Source organism: Acinetobacter lwoffii, from assembly GCF_049367455.1.
Taxonomy (GTDB): domain Bacteria; phylum Pseudomonadota; class Gammaproteobacteria; order Pseudomonadales; family Moraxellaceae; genus Acinetobacter; species Acinetobacter lwoffii_W.
Map to the genome: position 1 here is coordinate 1,618,864 of NZ_JBMPXW010000001.1, position 18,256 is coordinate 1,637,119.

Annotated in this window: 20 protein-coding genes and 2 tRNA genes; 12 read left to right on the forward strand and 10 right to left on the reverse strand. The window is 40.6% G+C overall.

What is annotated here, in order from left to right; genetic code table 11:
- The first annotated feature begins 59 nt into the window (after window positions 1–59).
- From ACO1B7_RS07625 to ACO1B7_RS07640, 4 genes are all read left to right on the forward strand, one after another.
- Window positions 60–1,454: a TolC family outer membrane protein gene (locus ACO1B7_RS07625; protein ID WP_195725428.1), complete on the forward strand. Its 1,395-nt coding sequence runs from the start codon at window positions 60–62 to the stop codon at window positions 1,452–1,454.
- A 168-nt stretch (window positions 1,455–1,622) separates the two neighbouring features.
- The gene (locus ACO1B7_RS07630; RefSeq protein WP_004732702.1) at window positions 1,623–3,758 is read left to right on the forward strand and encodes a type I secretion system permease/ATPase; all 2,136 of its coding nucleotides are present in this window, start codon (window positions 1,623–1,625) and stop codon (window positions 3,756–3,758) included.
- Window positions 3,755–4,357 (forward strand): biotin/lipoyl-binding protein, encoded by a 603-nt coding sequence (locus tag ACO1B7_RS07635; protein WP_423089997.1) that lies wholly within the window; start codon window positions 3,755–3,757, stop codon window positions 4,355–4,357. Before ACO1B7_RS07630 ends, ACO1B7_RS07635 begins: the two co-directional genes overlap by 4 nt.
- Window positions 4,299–5,195 carry an HlyD family type I secretion periplasmic adaptor subunit gene (locus tag ACO1B7_RS07640; protein WP_423089998.1) on the forward strand — a complete coding sequence of 299 codons (897 nt, stop codon included), beginning with the start codon at window positions 4,299–4,301 and terminating at the stop codon, window positions 5,193–5,195. The genes ACO1B7_RS07635 and ACO1B7_RS07640 overlap by 59 nt, the downstream gene beginning before the upstream one ends.
- A gap of 83 nt (window positions 5,196–5,278) precedes the next feature.
- Here ACO1B7_RS07640 and ACO1B7_RS07645 read toward each other — a convergent pair whose 3' ends face one another.
- The 6 genes from ACO1B7_RS07645 to ACO1B7_RS07670 all read right to left on the reverse strand — a co-directional run bounded on the left by ACO1B7_RS07645 (window position 5,279) and on the right by ACO1B7_RS07670 (window position 9,213).
- A complete protein-coding gene (locus tag ACO1B7_RS07645; protein ID WP_004732697.1) occupies window positions 5,279–5,980 on the reverse strand; it encodes an IS1 family transposase in 702 nt (233 codons plus the stop codon).
- Between the two features lie 195 nt (window positions 5,981–6,175).
- On the reverse strand, window positions 6,176–6,922 hold the full coding sequence (locus tag ACO1B7_RS07650) for an ATP-binding protein (protein ID WP_004732695.1): 747 nt from the start codon (window positions 6,920–6,922) through the stop codon (window positions 6,176–6,178).
- 10 nt (window positions 6,923–6,932) lie between these two features.
- The gene (locus ACO1B7_RS07655) at window positions 6,933–7,493 is read right to left on the reverse strand and encodes a DUF1376 domain-containing protein (RefSeq protein WP_423089999.1); all 561 of its coding nucleotides are present in this window, start codon (window positions 7,491–7,493) and stop codon (window positions 6,933–6,935) included.
- A gap of 68 nt (window positions 7,494–7,561) precedes the next feature.
- The gene (locus tag ACO1B7_RS07660; RefSeq protein WP_086266425.1) at window positions 7,562–7,810 is read right to left on the reverse strand and encodes a hypothetical protein; all 249 of its coding nucleotides are present in this window, start codon (window positions 7,808–7,810) and stop codon (window positions 7,562–7,564) included.
- Window positions 7,800–8,984, reverse strand: a complete 1,185-nt coding sequence (locus ACO1B7_RS07665; protein WP_086266426.1) for an Arm DNA-binding domain-containing protein — start codon at window positions 8,982–8,984, stop codon at window positions 7,800–7,802. The genes ACO1B7_RS07660 and ACO1B7_RS07665 overlap by 11 nt, the downstream gene beginning before the upstream one ends.
- A gap of 13 nt (window positions 8,985–8,997) precedes the next feature.
- Window positions 8,998–9,213: a hypothetical protein gene (locus ACO1B7_RS07670; RefSeq protein WP_001054887.1), complete on the reverse strand. Its 216-nt coding sequence runs from the start codon at window positions 9,211–9,213 to the stop codon at window positions 8,998–9,000.
- A 109-nt stretch (window positions 9,214–9,322) separates the two neighbouring features.
- Here ACO1B7_RS07670 and ACO1B7_RS07675 point away from each other — a divergent pair, with 109 nt between their 5' ends.
- A complete protein-coding gene (locus ACO1B7_RS07675) occupies window positions 9,323–9,541 on the forward strand; it encodes a helix-turn-helix domain-containing protein (RefSeq protein WP_086266427.1) in 219 nt (72 codons plus the stop codon).
- Between the two features lie 388 nt (window positions 9,542–9,929).
- On the opposite strand, the gene ACO1B7_RS07680 is transcribed toward ACO1B7_RS07675, so the two are convergent.
- Window positions 9,930–10,005 (reverse strand) — tRNA-Gly (locus ACO1B7_RS07680).
- 48 nt (window positions 10,006–10,053) lie between these two features.
- Window positions 10,054–10,126, reverse strand: a tRNA-Gly gene (locus tag ACO1B7_RS07685).
- A gap of 233 nt (window positions 10,127–10,359) precedes the next feature.
- Between ACO1B7_RS07685 and ACO1B7_RS07690 the strand changes: the two genes are divergently transcribed.
- The 5 genes from ACO1B7_RS07690 (at window position 10,360) to ACO1B7_RS07710 (ending at window position 13,200) form a co-directional block, all read left to right on the forward strand.
- Window positions 10,360–10,668, forward strand: a complete 309-nt coding sequence (locus ACO1B7_RS07690; protein WP_004280957.1) for a BolA family protein — start codon at window positions 10,360–10,362, stop codon at window positions 10,666–10,668.
- Window positions 10,669–10,677: 9 nt separating this feature from the next.
- Window positions 10,678–11,070 (forward strand): SirB2 family protein, encoded by a 393-nt coding sequence (locus ACO1B7_RS07695; protein ID WP_005264623.1) that lies wholly within the window; start codon window positions 10,678–10,680, stop codon window positions 11,068–11,070.
- A gap of 95 nt (window positions 11,071–11,165) precedes the next feature.
- Window positions 11,166–12,002 carry a ParA family protein gene (locus ACO1B7_RS07700; RefSeq protein WP_423090000.1) on the forward strand — a complete coding sequence of 279 codons (837 nt, stop codon included), beginning with the start codon at window positions 11,166–11,168 and terminating at the stop codon, window positions 12,000–12,002.
- Between the two features lie 13 nt (window positions 12,003–12,015).
- A complete protein-coding gene (locus ACO1B7_RS07705) occupies window positions 12,016–12,408 on the forward strand; it encodes a hypothetical protein (RefSeq protein WP_086044325.1) in 393 nt (130 codons plus the stop codon).
- A gap of 198 nt (window positions 12,409–12,606) precedes the next feature.
- Entirely contained in the window at window positions 12,607–13,200 is a 594-nt protein-coding gene (locus ACO1B7_RS07710; protein ID WP_311204133.1) for a threonine transporter RhtB, read from the forward strand.
- A 38-nt stretch (window positions 13,201–13,238) separates the two neighbouring features.
- On the opposite strand, the gene ACO1B7_RS07715 is transcribed toward ACO1B7_RS07710, so the two are convergent.
- Window positions 13,239–13,877 carry a DedA family protein gene (locus tag ACO1B7_RS07715; protein ID WP_005264627.1) on the reverse strand — a complete coding sequence of 213 codons (639 nt, stop codon included), beginning with the start codon at window positions 13,875–13,877 and terminating at the stop codon, window positions 13,239–13,241.
- 344 nt (window positions 13,878–14,221) lie between these two features.
- Between ACO1B7_RS07715 and guaA the strand changes: the two genes are divergently transcribed.
- Window positions 14,222–15,790: a glutamine-hydrolyzing GMP synthase gene (guaA, locus tag ACO1B7_RS07720; protein WP_423090001.1), complete on the forward strand. Its 1,569-nt coding sequence runs from the start codon at window positions 14,222–14,224 to the stop codon at window positions 15,788–15,790.
- 159 nt (window positions 15,791–15,949) lie between these two features.
- Window positions 15,950–16,882 carry a restriction endonuclease gene (locus ACO1B7_RS07725; protein WP_004280964.1) on the forward strand — a complete coding sequence of 311 codons (933 nt, stop codon included), beginning with the start codon at window positions 15,950–15,952 and terminating at the stop codon, window positions 16,880–16,882.
- Window positions 16,883–16,890: 8 nt separating this feature from the next.
- Here ACO1B7_RS07725 and ACO1B7_RS07730 read toward each other — a convergent pair whose 3' ends face one another.
- Window positions 16,891–18,114 (reverse strand): GGDEF domain-containing protein, encoded by a 1,224-nt coding sequence (locus tag ACO1B7_RS07730; protein WP_423090002.1) that lies wholly within the window; start codon window positions 18,112–18,114, stop codon window positions 16,891–16,893.
- Window positions 18,115–18,256: the final 142 nt, after the last annotated feature.

The following is an 18,256-nucleotide window of genomic DNA, read 5'->3' on the forward strand; positions in this document are numbered from 1 at the left end:
TTATGTATAAGATGGTAGCATCTTAAAAAACCTAAAAAATTTAAAACAAGGGGAAACCTGTGAAAGTATTAGCATTAACCAAAATGGCGAGCATGGTTGCATTTACAGCAGTTGCAATGACAGTATCTGCAGCAGATTTGACCTCGGTGACCAAAACTGCTATTGAAAATAACCCAGAAATACAAACACAATGGTTTAGCTTCCTTGAAGCAACAGCAAATCAAAAACAAGCACGCGCTGGCTATTTACCGTCCTTAGATTTGAATGCAGCGTACGGCAAAGGCAACCGTGAATTCGATGGTGATCGTGGTTGGTTCAATCAAGGTCAGGCAGAAATTGCATTAACGCAAGTGTTGTTCGATGGTTTTCGTATTAAAAGCAAAGTTGAACAAGGCGATTATGCTGCACTAAAACGTTATTACGATTTGAATGCAGGTATTGAACAAAAAGCACTTGAAGCAACTCAAGCATATTTAGATGTACAGCGTTATCGCGAACTGGTTGGTTTGGCAGAAGGAAATTTTGCCAATCATCAACGTGTTTATAATCAAGTATTACAACGTACCAATCAGGGTGTAGGTAATAGAGCAGATTTGTCACAAATCACAGGTCGTTTATCACTTGCTCAAACCAACTTGATGACTGAACAGGCCAACTTAAATGATGTATCTGCACGTTTTGCACGAATTGTTGGGGTGGAGCCAAGTAGTAATCTTGCGCCAGTAAGTGTGAATGTGGCACTGCCAAACAACACACAAGAATTGATTACCTCTGCGTATAACAATAACAACAGCTTAAAAGCTGCGTTAAGTGAAATGCAATATGCGCGTGCGAGTGCTCAAGAATTTAAAGCCAATATGTACCCGAAACTTTCGTTTGTAGCGCGTACAGGTTTATATCAAAACCGTAATAGTTTTGATGAGCGTAGCAATCCCGATAACGATAAATACGGGCAAGATAGCGCAGTTGAATTAAGACTCAACTACAATCTATTTAATGGTTTTGCAGACAGAGCAGCCATGAATGCTGCCAATGCACGTGTTTCATTATCTAATGATTTGAAAAACAAAGCATGTGTCGATATTCGCCAAACATCAACTGTGGCTTATAACAATGTGAATAACTACAGCAGCCAGTTAGAATGGTTACAACGTCATCGTGATGAATCGGCTTCAGTTGTAAAAGCATATAACGATCAGTTTGATATTGGTCGTCGTACATTACTTGATGTTTTAGACTCGGAAAATGAAGCATTCCAAGCCAACCGTGCTTATGTAACTACGCAATATGACTTGAAAGTTGCACAATTCCAAACACTGTATAGCATGGGACAATTATTGCCTGCGCTCGGTATTCAACGTGATAATTTACCTGCTGTATCAGACGTGAGTCAGCGTGAAATTAATGCTGCAAATGTTTGTTCTGCGAATGTGCAAGCACAAGTGGCTGAATAATGATCTGATGAATTAAAAATAGGGTGCAACGTGCACCCTATTTTACTTGTAAATATACATTTTATATAAGAGAAGTTCTTGTTATTGAACAATTGGAAGCAATACATTAACTCATCTGCAAGTTTAAGTTCAAAAGAATCAAAATACATTTTGACCTATGGTGAATAAGTGACAACACAAATATTTGATCCTTTAGCGTTATGCCTCATTCGGGTCGCTAAAGATTATGAGGTAAGTATTACGCAAGAAGGGCTGCTTTCGGGTTTACCTTTGCCGAATGGCTTGCTGATTCCTGACTTTGTAGCACGTGCTGCAGATCGTGTGAGTTTAAGCAGTAATATAGTGCAGCAAGGTTTAGCACAGTTAAATCACTTTGTGTTTCCTGCAATTTTATTGTTAAAAAATAATACTGCGTGTGTGTTGTATCGAATTGATCATGAACAGCAACTAGCAACCGTTTATTTTCCAGAATTGGCCGATACCGTTAAACAAATTCCAATTGCGGAATTACAAGCGCAATATGCAGGTTCGGTGATTTATTTACAGCAACGTCAGTTTATTGTCGATAACAAACTGAAAATGGAAAAAAATCAGCAACACTGGTTTTGGCGTGTAATTCGTGAACACCGTTCAATTTATAAAGATATTTTGCTCGGTGCATTATTCATCAATATTTTCGCCTTATGTTCTCCATTTTTTGTCATGAACGTTTATGACCGAGTTGTACCAAATCATGCATTGGATACGTTATGGGTTTTGGCACTCGGCATCATGATTATTATTACCGCCGATTTTGTTTTAAAGTTAGGACGCAGTTATTTTGTCGATTTAGCTGCGACGCGTGCAGACAATAAACTATCTGCTTATATCATGGAAAAAGTGCTTGGTCGTCGCATGGAGCAGAATAATATGTCGGTTGGTATGACGGCATCAAATATTCAATCCTATGAATCGATTCGTTCATTTACCAGTTCATTGACTGTTGTTTCCTTAGTCGATCTGCCGTTTTTTGTATTGTTCCTTGCGGTCATTTGTATCATTTCATGGGTGTTTGTGATTCCGCTGCTCATTGCAGCATTTATCATTTTATTGCACGCGTTGTCAGTGCATGTCAATTTGAAAAAATTATCTGATGCGATGGCAGAAGCTTCACAACAACGTCAAGCCTTGTTAATTGAAACTTTAAACAATGAAGAAACCATTAAGAGTTTTAATGCTAACGGTCGTATGCAAGCTTTGTGGGAAAAAGCCACCCGTTTTACCGTGCATTATTCTGCAAAGTTACGTTTTTTGGGTGGAACGGTTGGAAACTTTGCGTCATGGGTTCAACAAACCGTTGGCGTGGTCATTATCATCATCGGGGTTTACTTGATTGTTGAAGGCAAGCTCACGCAAGGCGCACTCATTGCCTGTTATATGATTTCGACTCGTGCGTTGGCCCCAATTGCACAGGTTGCAGGCTTACTTACTCAATATTATCAAGCGTCAAGTGCATTAAATTTATTGAACAAAACAGTTGAAGCGGAACAAGAGCGAGAAAATCTAAAAGGTTGGGTCAGTCATACCAATCTTATTGGTAATATTGAATTTAAAAATGTCAGTTTGCGCTATCCGAATGAGTCACGTTCAGCTTTGGAAGATATTACGTTATCGATTCGCGCAGGTGAAAAAGTGGCGATATTGGGTAAAGTCGGTTCTGGTAAAAGCTCGATTGAAAAAATATTATTGTCACTTTATCGACCTACAGAGGGTACGGTATTTATTGATCAAACCAATATTGCACAGATTGATCCTGCGGAATTACGCAACCAAATTGGTTATATTCCACAAGACATCGACTTATTGAATGGTACGGTGTTGTCGAATATTGTGTTGGGCAATCCACATGTCAGCCGAACGGTTTTGGAACAAAGTTTAGTCATTTCGGGTTTAGGGCAGATTCTAAAAGCACATGAAGATGGTTTGTCTTTGCAAGTCGGTGAGCGAGGGCACAAACTGTCGGGTGGGCAACGTCAAGCAATCGCAGTTGCACGTGCAATTGCTCAAAATGCGAAAATTTTGATTTTCGATGAGCCGACCAGTGCCATGGATACGCCATTGGAAAATCATGTGATTCATCATTTAAAACAATACATGACAGCCCAACACACCTTGATCTTGGTCACGCATAAACCTGCGTTATTGGCTTTGGTCGATCGAATTATCATTCTTGAAGATGGCAAAGTCATTGCAAATGGCGAGAAAGAAACTGTCTTGAAAGCGATGTTTCCTCAACAAGAAAAAACTGTAGGAGTAACGTCGTGAGCGAAGAACAAAATAAAACCAATCGCGAGAAATTATTTCAAGGTGTAGGTAAAAGTATCGAAAACTCTGAAAAGGTGATGAATCCTATTTTCGGTCGTTTGCGTTTATTTAAACAATATCAACCTGCCGATGCAAATGATTGGCAGCGACAGGTTAAGGAAGTCACACAATCACAAAAACCACTCAAGACACGAATGACCCTTTATATTATTGTGGTGACTTTTGTCTGCCTGTTGCTTTGGGCAGGTTTTGCCAAAGTCGATGAAATTACTCGTGGTGAAGGAAAAGTGATTCCATCTCAACAGATGCAAGTGATTCAATCGGTTGATGGTGGCGTGGTTGAAAAGGTGTATGTGCAGGAAGGTGAGCACGTCAAAAAAGGCGATCTATTGATTCGTATTGACCCGACACGGTTCACCTCAAATTTGAATGAAGTTAATGCCAAGATTTTTGCCTTGCAAACCAAAGTTAGACGTTTAAGTGCACAATTAAATGGCTCGGGCTATACCTCAGGCAGTGTCCCTGCGGGGGTTTCACCTGATGCAGCTGCAATCATTATGGCGCAAGAAAGCCAATATTATGCAGAAAAGTCTGCGTGAACTGAGTCAAAGAACCATGACCAATCAAGGCACGGTTTCGACCCGTCAACAGGAGTCACAACGGGCGCAAGCTGCGCTCGGCCAAGCCGAAAGAGCATATCAAATTGCGGTGCGGGAGTTAAATACCACAAGACCGTTGTTAAAGACGGGTGCAGTGTCAGAAATGGATATTTTGCGCCTTGAACGTGACGTATCGAATGCCGATGGCGAACGCAAACAGGCGGCAGCGAATTTAAGAGCTACGCAGGCATCTATTGGGGAAGCGCAATCACGCACTTCTGAGGCTGCGGTGAGTTTAAAAAATCAATGGCGCAATGAACTGGCAGAAGCGCAAGCTCAGCTAGTGAGTTTAAAGGAAAGTATTTCAGGCGTGGCAGATCGAGTAAAAACCACAGATATTCGTTCACCGACCAATGGTATCGTGCAGAAAATTTTCTTTAATACCATCGGTGGGGTGGTGAAACCGAGTGATCAAGTCGCGGAAATCGTACCTTTAGATGGACAATTGATTGTTGAAGCAAAAGTGTCTCCGAAAGATATTGCTTTTGTACGACCAGATTTGCCTGCGGTGATTAAATTTACGGCCTATGATTTTTCAATCTATGGCGGAATGAATGCGAAAGTAAAACATATTAGCCCAGACACATTTACCGATGAAAAAGGCAATATGTTTTATATCGTCCGTGCAGTGACAGACAAACCAACTTTCGGTAAAGGATTGTCTGTGATTCCAGGGATGACGGTTCAATTGGATATTATGACAGGTAAGAAAACAATTCTTTCTTATTTACTTAAACCAATTTTAAAAGCGAAAAACAATGCCTTAACCGAGCGTTAAGTCGAATAAACGTCATCAATCTACTAAAAATCCTTCTTTTAAAAAGAGGGATTTTTGGTGGTGTTTCAAAAAGTATGCTGGCGTTAAACAAATCCGTTATTAAGGTAAAAGAAAGTCAAATCAAAGGCTTTAAAATGATTTTCGAGCTTTTTAGAAAAGTTGCAACTTCTCCTAAATCCACGCCTGATTCGATGACGAATTCTACAATTGTTACCTTCAATACCGACGGTAAAAAACTTACCGATCACTTGCTTGCAACATTGAAATGCTGTGATAAAACTATCCCAATGATCACTCGCAATTCGAGCATATTGAACCCCAAGCTTTTTAAGTCTAGCTTTAAGACGTTGAACCGTTGCTAAATCCCGCTTACCCCAAACATAAGCAACAACTTCTCCAGATTCTCGATGGTAGGCATAAATAAGCCATTGTTTATTTTTCTTATTCCCTACAAAAGTCCAAAGTTCATCGACTTCAAGACATTCGTAGTGGCTTTGTTTAGGCTGAATCTGATAGATCGATTCACTTAAGGTTCGTAATACCTTGCCAATGCTGATACGCTCGACTTCAGCAATATCTCTTACACCGCTTCCTCTGACCATTAAATGTAATATCTTGCCGGTAATACCTGAGTTACATCCTTGATAGCTTAATGCATGATCACCAATAAACTGACGTTTGCAATCTTTGCATTGATGGTTTTGTTTCCCATCTACTTTGATGCCATTTCTCTTTATATTGTTACTTAGACAGGTAGGACATTTGATTTGTAGCGTTATTTTCATACCTTTATTTTATCAAAAGCCATATTGTTTTTTTCAGCATACTTTTTGAAACACCACCAAATAAGAACGGGTGTTTAGCTTCAAATAAGAATATCTGTCCATTTAATAAGAATATGCAATTAATGCAATTTTGAAAAATCTAATTATAAAAGCCAATTATTTCAGCGAGATAATTGGCTTAAGTAAAGAGTCGTATTATTTGGTTATCCGCTGATCATCCCAATAACACGGTACTACAATCAAATTGTTTTCATGTAATCGTGACCATAATCGGATACCTAAATCTCGCTGCATATTTTGGACTGTGAAATTGGAAATCAGAAGGGTAGATTTCATGTTGTCATAACGACTATACAAAACCTTATGTACCATCTCCAGGCGTTTTTCATGCCGGTCATGCAGGCCATATTCATCAATCACTAATAAATCAAAGCTGGAGAAATGGTCGATGACTTCCTTTTCAGAGCGTGAAGCATCTGACCAAGTGTCCATCATTTTTTGAGCAATTTCTGCACTGGTATAGTAGCGTGCAGATTTTGTACTGTTATGCAGAATGTTACGAATAATTGATGCACTCAGATGGGTTTTACCTGTACCTGGTGTACCAATCATCAACATGTTCGGGTTGTGGTCAGAAATAATCTGCTGTGCAAAGGCCTGACATAGTTTGATGGTATTGTCTTGTGCAGGGCATGCAACTACATAATTCTTGAAGCCCCGATCCAGGTAGCGTTTATTGAGCCCTGAATTTTTAATTTTCTGTTTTAGCAATCGCTGTTGCAGTTCATTCTCATAGGCTGCATGTGAGTGTTGGACGGTTTCTTTGGCACACAATTTACAGAGCCTGTGACCGGCGATTTCCATCAGGGGTATATGATGGGTAGGGCAAAGTGTTTCCGTTGTTTCTGCGCGAAACTGGAGCGTTTTAAGCATGGTATTCATGATTATTCTCCTAAATCCATTTGGAATTTTCTAAAAAATCCTCATTTTTTTCTTCAAAATTTGAAGATGAAGATGAAGATGAAGATAAAGATAAAGATGAAGATGAAGATGAAGATGAAGGGCATGGTTCAAGCATGGCTTGAGTAATACTCGAGCTCTTCTCAGGAGCTGCTTGAGCATTTACTTTTCGTTGCTTGGTTGATGCTTGAGCATTACTAGCAGATTTCCCCCAACGTGCTTGAGCTGCATTTTTAGCTTTATCAGATTTCATTTGCTGATTTTGTAATGCCTGACTTTTTAAACTGCTTAAGAAATTTGAATGAATCTGCTCAGACTCGACTTCAAACAATTCCAGGGCTATCAGCGTATTTAACAAAGTTTTAGCCTTGGTGTGCTGCGGTAATTTCGTAATGCTACATACAGTAGCTAGGTCATGAGGAATGGCACCATTTTTCCAGAAATCCATCATTAACAGCAGTGCCGCACCAATTTGTTCTGCTGTCATTCGTGCAAATTTTGCCTGTAGGTCGCCAATATAGAGTGGCATCCAAATTGAAATATCTTTATGCATGTGTTCACCTTTTTATAGGTATAGAGGGGCTAAGGTCATCGATTTGATGACCTTTTATGTTTGTTTTATTAGTGAGCTAGGCTCATTAAGCGGAGACGGGCCTGTTGAGCCAAGTCATCGTAATGAGCTTGCTCTTCATCCAGCATTCGCTGTAGCCAGAGTCTTAATGCTTGGTGATCATCGAAGCATTTATTGATTTCCAGCAAAAAGGCCAGATTGTGCAGTTTGGGAATATGTAACTCGTGAATGAGTTCACGCGCGACCATATCTGCTTCTGGACTAACGACTACGCCGCCAAAGAAAGCTTTACTTTTCATGGGCAAGCTCCTCTGTATTAAGTCTCTCCAGCATGGCTTCAAAAGCGCTACCATCGCGACGTGTAACATTTGGAATGTAGCGGCTATAGACCCTAAACAGCATTTCAGTGGTTGAATGTCCCAGCTGGCGTGCGATCCATTCCGGATTCTCGCCTGCCGACAGCCAGAGCGTTGCAGCAGTATGACGTGTTTGATAAGCACGACGAGGCTTTAGTCCTAAATAGCGTAGCAGGGGATGCCAGACACGCTTGTTTACAAGGCGATAATCGAGAGGCCCACCATCACGATTGCAGAATACAAACTCTGATTTACCATTATTTAAGCTTTTCTGTTGCAGAAAGGCCTGATAAACCCGATCACTCATTTGGATGGTACGGTCAGAACCATAAGTTTTGGTTCCACCAAGCTCCCCATTTACTAACGCTTCTCTGACATGGATTTCACGACGTGGTAAGTCCACATTTTTCCATTGCAAGCCATCGATCTCACTGGTGCGCATACCTGTGAAAAATCTAACAGTATAATAAGGCTTGAAATCATCACGAACTGTGGCAAGGATTGCGTGTACTTCCTTTAATGAAAAAGGTGTTACTTCAATCTTTCCTTGCTTTAAGTTCTTGATATTCTTATAAGGGCTATCAAAGTCATATCGTTCAGCAGCACTATCGAGTATCATGCGCAGTGCTATCATAATCTGGTTGATTCTTGATGGTGAAAGACATTCTTGGTTTTTCCCGTGAGTCACTTTGGCGAGGGATGAGCGGAATCCAAGAATGTCTGACTTTTTAATATTAATAACCGGAATTGTGCCAAAAAAAGGGATTAAGTACTTTTTGATCACAATTTGAATTTTTCCCTTGTAGCTTGTACGCCATTCTATTTCTTTATCAGTGAACCAAATTTCACAGAATTTTGAAAATAGAGGTGTTTTAGAGCTGATCTCATTTACTCTGTTTTCTGCATTTTTGATTTCTTTCAAACGAGAACTTTTTGGAAAGTATTTAGCATAGTCAAAAATACCCAATAAGATTTCTGCTTCCATTCGCTCAATCGCTTTTTCAAGCTTTTTGCGATTTTGAGCATTGTCTTCCAGAGCTGTTGTTTCACGACAACGGATGTTTAAGTATCGAAAATCGACACATAACTTACCGTATCTAGTACGGATGGCAGCCATAATAATGTTCTCCTTACTGAAGTTGTAGGCTGTGTAGCGAGCCTAAAGTGGTTTTGGTCATATCTTCTTCAATACGCTCCCATACATATAAAATTTTGCGTCCACCAAAAGGGCGGATGTAATGAATGCCTTCGATTAGAACACTGTCCTTCAACTGATTACGGATGGTACGCTCGTTGTAATGGATTCGTTCCGCCAGTTCTTTTGTAGTAATATAAGTAAGATTCATGTCTGTATCCTTCTATAAAGTATCATAATGGTGTTATTTAAGGTCACAATGCAATAATAGATGCATTTAGACACCATGCAAGTACTTTATTACACAATGGTGGTAATTAATGATAGTTTGTAACTTGCCAGTACTTTTGGCAGAACGAAGAATGAAAGTAGCGGATGTAGTGCGGGCGACTGGAATGAGTAAGACAACATTACATAAGTTATATAATGGTCAATCGACTCGAATAGATTTTGAAACGTTAGAAAAATTGTGTGTATTACTTAATGTTGAAGTGGGTGATTTATTAAAATTTAAGAAAAATGAAGAGAAAAATGATTGATTGAAAGAGAGTAAAATTGAGTTTTTTATCATAAGTAAATGTTTTAATTATGTATTTATGGTGACCAAATTTGGTCACCATAAAAATTAATAAAATAAGAAATACTAAAATTGATGAAAAAAAGAGAAGTCAAGTGTGTGGGAGAGGTGTTCTGATTATCTATAATAAAATTGATTAAAAAAATACCAAAATAGTGAATGAGTTGATTTGTATATGATAAAGGGAAGGCACGTTTAGGGCACTTTTGGTCACGCACCAGCTTCAAAAAACACGTTGTCTAAAAATTTTAGAACTTCTTCCAAAGCTAGAACAGAGAGGTTTTAGAAAAAATATTGTTAATAATCAACAATAAAAAAGCCCCCATCTTTCGATGAGGGCTTTTTGAATCTGGAGCGGGAAAGGAGACTCGAACTCCCGACCCCAACCTTGGCAAGGTTATGCTCTACCAACTGAGCTATTCCCGCGGAGTCTATAAAGTTTTTTAAATGAAAAAACTAAATGAAAAAATTTTGAGCGGGAAAGGAGACTCGAACTCCCGACCCCAACCTTGGCAAGGTTATGCTCTACCAACTGAGCTATTCCCGCATGCCGTGTATAATACAGCATGCAAAAATGTGGTCAACACCTTTGTTAAAAATCTTGCATCAATTGCATAAAATAAAAGCAAAATGCTGTAGACCAGACAATAAATAACCAATATTCATATAAAAATCAATAAATTTTCGCCACAATCAACGGATTGCATCTGAACAGATTACCGAAATACTCGGCAGAACAAGGTATACTGAGACCATATTTTTGAAGATTGGAGTCAGACCATGAGTTTAGAACAACAACTGAAAGACCGTTTGGCGCAATTATCCCCAACCCATTTGGAAGTGGTGAATGAATCTTCGGGTCATGGCGGTTATTTTCCGGGAAAAGAATCGCATTTTAAAACCGTGATTGTGAGTCAGGCTTTTGCCGGTTTACGTCCAGTCCAGCGTCATCAGAAAGTTTATGCTGCTGCAGGTGATCTGCTGTCAAAAGACAAGATTCATGCACTGGCTATTCATGCATTTTTGCCTGAAGAGTGGGCAGGTCAGGATACGACCAGTCCTGCTTGTGCACACGCACCTAAAAACTAAGAGGACATGATGGAAACCCAACTTTTAGTCAAGATTATTCATATGTCGGCAGCAGGACTGGCCATTGTCGCCATTCTTGCCCGTGCCTTGACCTTGTTTGTCGGTACACAAGGGAATTTACCTAATCCGGTGGCACGTACAGCGCTAGTCGCTTTACAGCATTTAGCCATCACGGTGATTGCACTGACCGGTATTGTGTCGCTCGTCATCAAAGACTTTGATGTACAGCCCTGGTTCTATGCCAAAGTTATTTTATTTTTGGTACTGGTGTCCTCTCTAGGCAAAGCCTATAAGAAAGATGATTCGATCTTGCTGTCGCAGCGTCGTGCTGGCCTGGTTATTGCTGTGATTTCATTGGTGTCTATTCTGGCTTTGGTGATGATCAAGCCGAATTTTGGCTAAAAGCAAGCTGGCTGTGATGATCAGCACAGCCAGCCCATGCAAATAATTAAAAAATACAAATGTGGTAAAAGTAATTAAAAATGTGAGGAGGGGACATGCGTACACGTGTGGTATTTAATCAAAAGGGTGGGGTAGGCAAATCCAGTATTACTGTCAATCTGGCAGCGATCAGTTCACATCAGGGCTTAAAAACATTATTGATTGACCTGGATCCGCAGGCCAATTCTAGCCAGTATGTGTTAGGCGATGATGCGACGTATTCCAGCGACAAGCCGGCACTTGAACCGAATATCGAAAACTATTTTGAAGATGTACTCGGCAATCAGCAAAGCAAGGGCCTGCTCGGCAATGCCATTGGCTCGATCTTAAAAAGCCGAAGTAAAGGCCTGGAAAGCTATGTGCATCAATCCTCTTTTAAACATCTGGATGTTATTCCGGCCAGTCCAACGCTGGGTGCATTGACCCATGCACTGGAGTCCAAGCACAAGATCTACAAGTTAAGAGATGCTTTACAACAGCTATCAGGACATTATGACCGGGTGTTTATTGATACACCACCTGCGTTTAATTTCTTTACCCTTTCTGCACTCATTGCGGCAAACCGCGTGCTGATTCCCTTCGACTGTGATGTATTTTCTAAACGTGCCTTACAGACTCTGATTGAAAATGTGATTGAAACCCAAGATGACCATAATGAAGGGCTGGAAATTGAAGGCATTGTCGTCAACCAGTTTCAGGCACAGGCCAAATTGCCGCGTGAAGTGGTACAACAACTCAAAGATGAAGGCTTACCGGTGCTTGATAGTATGTTGCCACCATCAATCTTGATGAAAGAATCTCATCAGAAAAATCAGCCTTTGATTCATTTGGCTACTGATCATAAATTGACTCAGGCCTATCAATCGTTGTTCAATGAGATAGAGCAGAATTAAGATCGAGTTAGCTATGAAACTTGTGAAAATAAGCCTGAGTATTGCTGCACTTGCATTACTGAGTGCCTGTGCAACGACGGTAAAACCGACTTATGTGTCGCCCACCCTCTATCAGACCTTGGGTTGCTCGCAACTACAAGGTGAATATAACCGTATTCAGCAGTATATCGACAATGGCGTTGAGCCACCGAAACGTACTGGCGTCGGTGTGGGCGTTGGTCTTGGCGGTGGCTGGGGCAGTCGCGGTGGTTGGGGTATTGGCCCGAGTGTTTCAGTTAATATGGGACAGTCATCTGATACCAAAAGAACTGAACTGGCACGGCTTTTAGGCGAGCAGGAAGCGATTGTACAGGCTGCGCGTTATAAGAACTGTCCGATCATCGTTCGGCAGGCGACGCCTAAATAAATCATTCAACATTAAACGGATAAATGCTGACTTCGGGTCGGCATTTTTTTATTGCTTTCACCAAGAATAGGGCGGTTTAAATTAAGATAAAACTCACAGGAAATTGACCAGAGTGTATATAAATCTGAAATTTATAAGCTTGTTATCCCACTCCCATATTGATTAAGCTACAGCCTTGGCCCGGAAAAGTTCATTGCGATGATTGAAAATTGGTTATTTGTTTTAGGACTTATTGCTGTGCTGATGGTTCCAGGGCCCGCCAATGCCTTGGTGGCCAGCTCTGCTCATCAACAGGGGCAGGCCAAAACCAGTCTCTATCTTCCTGCCATTTTGCTCGGTTATTTTTATGCCATTAATGTCTGGGCCTTGTTGATTCATCTGGCGTCACCGATCTGGCCAAACTTTAAAGGCTTGGTCTATGTGCTGAGTACCATCTGTGTGGGCTGGATGACCTTGCATTTATATAAGGCTCAGCAGTTAGAACGTTACAGCAAGACCCATCCGCAGATTCGCCCCTGGCAAATGTTTACAACTACCCTAAAAAATCCTAAAGCAGCATTGTTGGCCTCTGGAATTTTACCGATGGAAACCTGGCAAAGCCCGACCAACTTCGTTCTGGTTTTTGCTGCCTTTAGCTTGAGTACCGTTCCGGTCGGGATTTTCTGGATGGTCTTTGGTCAAGCCATTTTGACCAGTCCATCTGAAAAAATAAAAGCCGGCCTTATTTATAAAGGCGCGGCTCTATTTGTCCTGCTTTGTCTGATCCCACTCCTGATCAAGCTTTGGGATTAAACGCACAGGCTGTAAAAAAATCTTAATGTAAAGAGCTCTTAAGCTGTTTTACTTTTTTTGAGCTTTTGTTGAATAAAGCCAATCACACCTGGCAATACGCTTAAAATAATGATGCCAAAAATCAGATAGGTGAAGTTGTCTTTGACGATCGGCATATTGCCAAACATATAGCCCAAAATGACAAATGAGCCAATCCAGGCGAATGCACCCACCACATTATAGGTCAGGAAATATTTGTAATTCATGCTGCCAGCACCGGCGACGAAGGGTGCAAATGTACGGGCAAAAGGAACAAAACGCGCAAAAATAATGGTCTTACCACCATGTCTGGCAAAGAATTGCTGAGTCGCCAATAAGTGTTTTTTATTGATAAAGCGCGATTCGATCTCGAAAACCCGAGGACCAATATATTTACCAATATGGTAATTTAGGGTGTCGCCCAATACTGCCGCCACAAACAAGAGCGGAATCAGCACCCATGGATCCATCGCACCTGTAGAGGCTGCCAGTGCACCTGCTGCAAATAGCAAGCTGTCGCCAGGCAGGAACGGCATCACCACCAGACCTGTTTCTACAAAGATAATCAGGAAAAGAATGGCATAAATCCAGATCCCGTAATTGGTGATAAATTCAAGCAAGTGATCATCAACATGCAAGATAAAATCAATCAGTTCCATGAGCCCAATACAAGCAAAAGTGTGGTCAAATCCTAACAGCCCGGGGCATGAAAGTCAGTACCAGAAAGTAAAATAATTAACGCTTCATTCATCTTCAATCGAGCCAAAATTTCTCTTACATATTATCTTCAGATTTTTATAAAAATAGACTTAATTGGATTAAATCTTGAGCTTAAAAATATAAAAATGACAGATCAAACAAGGCATCCGAAGGGATGCTTTGTTGTGCTAGAAATATAATGCAATCAACTAAATGCATACCTAATGCGAATTGTGTGCTTAATGCGCTGAAAAATGTTAGAATACGGCGCTTATCTTTCGTTTGCCTTTCATAGTTGTTCGTCATGACTACCAATACTCAAATTACTGAAGATCGTATCCTGATTCTGGATTTCGGTTCTCAATATAGTCAGCTCATCGCACGTCGTGTCCGTGAAGCTGGTGTATATTCTGAAATGTATGCCTATGATATGTCTGAAGAAGACATTCGTGCATTTAATCCAAACGGTATCATCTTGTCTGGTGGACCTGAGAGCGTTCACCTTGAGGGCAGCCCGCGTGCGCCGCAAGTGGTATTCGAGCTGGGTGTGCCGGTATTGGGTATTTGTTATGGCCTGCAAACCATGTGCGAACAACTTGGCGGTAAAGTTGAGCCAGGTACTGTGCATGAGTTTGGCTATGCAGAAGTAGATATTGTTGTACGTGACAAGCTGATCGGTAATTTACAGGACCGTGAAAACCAGCTGCATGTCTGGATGAGTCATGGTGACAAGGTTGCCCGTATTCCAGAAGGCTTCCAGATCACTGCACAGACGCCAAGCTGTCCAATTGCGATGGTTTCTGACGAAACTCGCCGTTTCTATGGTATTCAGTTCCATCCTGAAGTGACACATACTTCTAAAGGTGCAGAATTACTGTCGAACTTCGTGCATCAAATTTGTGGCTGTCGCGGTCTGTGGACGCCAGAACACATTATTGATCTACGTGTAGAACAGCTTCGCCAACAGATTGGTGATGAAAAAGTATTACTAGGACTTTCTGGTGGTGTGGATTCATCTGTAGTGGCAGCGCTGTTGCATAAAGCGATCGGTGATCAGCTGACCTGTGTATTTGTAGACAACGGTTTGCTTCGTTTGAACGAAGGCGATCAAGTGATGCAAATGTTTGCTGATAACATGGGTATCCGCGTGATTCGTGCTGATGCTGAAGAGCGTTTCTTGACTGCGCTTGCAGGTGAAGTTGATCCTGAAGCAAAACGTAAAATTATTGGCCGTGAATTTATTGCTGTCTTCGCTGAAGAAGCACGTAAATTAGATGGCGTAAAATTCCTTGCACAAGGTACGATTTATCCAGACGTAATTGAATCTGCTGCAAGCAAGCAGGGCAAGGCACATGTGATTAAATCACACCATAATGTGGGTGGTTTACCAGCAGATCTAGCGTTTGAACTGGTTGAACCATTACGTGACTTATTTAAAGATGAAGTACGTAAATTGGGTACGACTTTAGGTTTGCCGCACAGCATGATCTATCGTCATCCATTCCCAGGTCCGGGTCTAGGTGTGCGTATCTTAGGTGAAGTGAAAAAAGAATATGCAGACATTTTACGTCTTGCAGATGACATCTTCATGCAGGAACTACGTGACAGCGGCTGGTATGACAAGACTGCTCAAGCATTTGCAGTATTCCAGCCAGTAAAATCGGTGGGTGTAGTCGGTGATGGCCGTCGTTATGCATGGGTGATTGCACTGCGTGCGGTAGAAACCGTGGACTTTATGACGGCTCGTTTCGCGCATCTTCCTTATGATTTAGTCGATAAGATCTCGACCCGTATCATGAATGAAATTGCTGAAGTTTCTCGTGTTGTGTATGACGTATCGTCTAAACCACCAGCAACAATTGAATGGGAGTAATTTAGGGGTTTCGGACAGCACTGCTGTCCGCCTAAATTACGCCAAGCGCTATGCGCGTGGCAGTATCTGGTTTATCAGATATAACCTAATAAAAAAGAGCGCTTCGGCGCTCTTTTTTTGATTTATACTGAATAAAAATAAACCTTTAAAAGCTAAAAAATGCCTTTACCTACTTATGATCAATTAATGCTGCCTTTAATGAAATTATTATCAGAATTAAATGAGCCAATAAAAATTTCGGATGCTGCGAATATCCTAGCTGAACGTTCCAATTTACACGAAGAGGATTTAAATAAAATTCTTCCGAGCGGGAAAAATATATTTAAAGATAGAGTGGCATGGGCAAAGACCTACTTAGTTAAGGCGGGCTTAGTTCAACAACCGAAGAGAGCATATTGTGAGATTAGTAGCTTGGGTAGACAGGTTGATTTAAAAAGTTTAGATGCTATAACAAATGAATATTTAGCACAGTTCAACGGATTTTCAGATTTTAAATTAGGAAAGAAAAATAAAGATGAGTTTGGGATCGGGAATCTACAAGTTATTGAAAGCCTAAATAGTTACCAAGAAACTCAGACTCCAGAAGAAACAATCCAGAACACAACGGAATTATTAAAATCTGATTTGAAAAGTGATTTGCTTCAGATGGTAAAAGATAAATCTCCTTCATTTTTTGAAAGACTGGTTGTCGATCTTCTGGTGGCAATGGGCTACGGCGGTTCACATCAAGATGCAGCTCAAGCGATTGGTAAAACCAACGATGGTGGAATTGATGGTGTAATTAGTGAAGATCGATTAGGGCTAGATAAAATTTACATCCAAGCGAAACGTTGGAAAGATACTGTTGGTCGTCCCGACATTCAACAGTTTAAAGGTGCTTTGGCTGATCAAGTTGCTAAGAAGGGGGTATTCATTACTACGTCAAGTTTCAGTAAAGAGGCCATTGAGTCGGCAAGAAAATCCGGTATTGTTTTAATTGATGGCGATAAGCTGACGTCTTTAATGATTGAATTTGGTTTAGGTGTACAAATAGAACGTAGTTTTCATATCTATAAAATCGACCAAGATCGTTTTGATGAAGATAATTTTTAACGGGTAATTTAAGCCGGTTTAACCTGCCAGTTTTGCAGCTCCCCAGCTAAACTTTGCTCCAGATCTGGATCATAAGCTTCAACCCGATTCCGTCCATTGGCTTTAGCCTGATATAAGGCAATATCGGCCTGTTTAATCAGGGTCATTAAATCTGTTTCACAGCTTTCCAGAATGGCAGCACCAATCGAAATGCTAAAACTGAAACGATGCTGGCTGTCTAGATCGATCACAATATTTTCAATGTTATGCCTTAAACGCTCGGCAACTTTTAGCGCTTCATCCAGAGAGGTTTCGGGTAAAAATGCAATAAATTCCTCACCGCCATAGCGTGCCAAAATATCATGCTGCCGCATTTCGCTGTGTGTATTTAGAGCAATCGTCTGTAAGACCTGATCTCCGATATCATGACCATAACGATCATTAATCTGCTTAAAATGATCGACATCAAAGACCAGTAAACTCATAGGCACCGGTTGATCAAAATTCTGTTGTACCAGTTGTTGCGCGAGATATTCAAAACAGCGACGGTTATTCAGGCCAGTGAGTGAGTCGGTATGAGCCATATTTTCAAAGGCCTGCCGATTATATTCATTCAGGGTATGCTGCAAAAATACCATGCGTGATTTTAAGGTCGAGCTCCAGCTAATATATAGACTGAAGGTCAATACTGGCAGATAAATCAGGGAAAATAAAAACATCTGGTACAGGTCAGATCGAGTATTGAAATATACACCGATGTAAATCATCAAAGTAATCAGACTCGAAGTAATCAAAGACGGCCAGAACCGGATCTGCACACATAAATTGGCCAACACAATAAAAACCAAGGAGGCATATTGATAAATGAGGGTATAAGCACTTTCAGACTGATTTAGATTAAAAAACCAGATGGCACTTGCGCCAATAATTGGGGTAGGTAAGAGTAAATCAAACACAGGTAAATTGCGGTAAGAGTGATACATCCAGATCGTGATCAGTACGATCAGAATGGTATAGCTAATTTTGGTCAAAATGAGCAAATTGAGAATATCATGCAGCACCAGAATATCGGCGAGGGTATAAGAGGCATATGCCAGCTGTGCGAATAAATTGACCTGTAATAAGTATTTTAAAGTGATTTTTTTCTGATGAGCATAGTCGGTTGGTTTTAAAGGCGAAGGAATACGAACAAGTGGATCTTGAAGAGCCTCTTGAATCAGAGTACGTGATTCTTTTTCGTTATCATGCGGCATGCAGCCTTCCCAAATTAAAATATATAAAAATGAATAAGATGAAATTTATATATAGTTGTATAAAAAATATTCTATTCTTTTGTTTGATATTTTAAAAGTGGAAGAGTCAAATTTATTTTATAAAATGAAATCCCCGATTAAT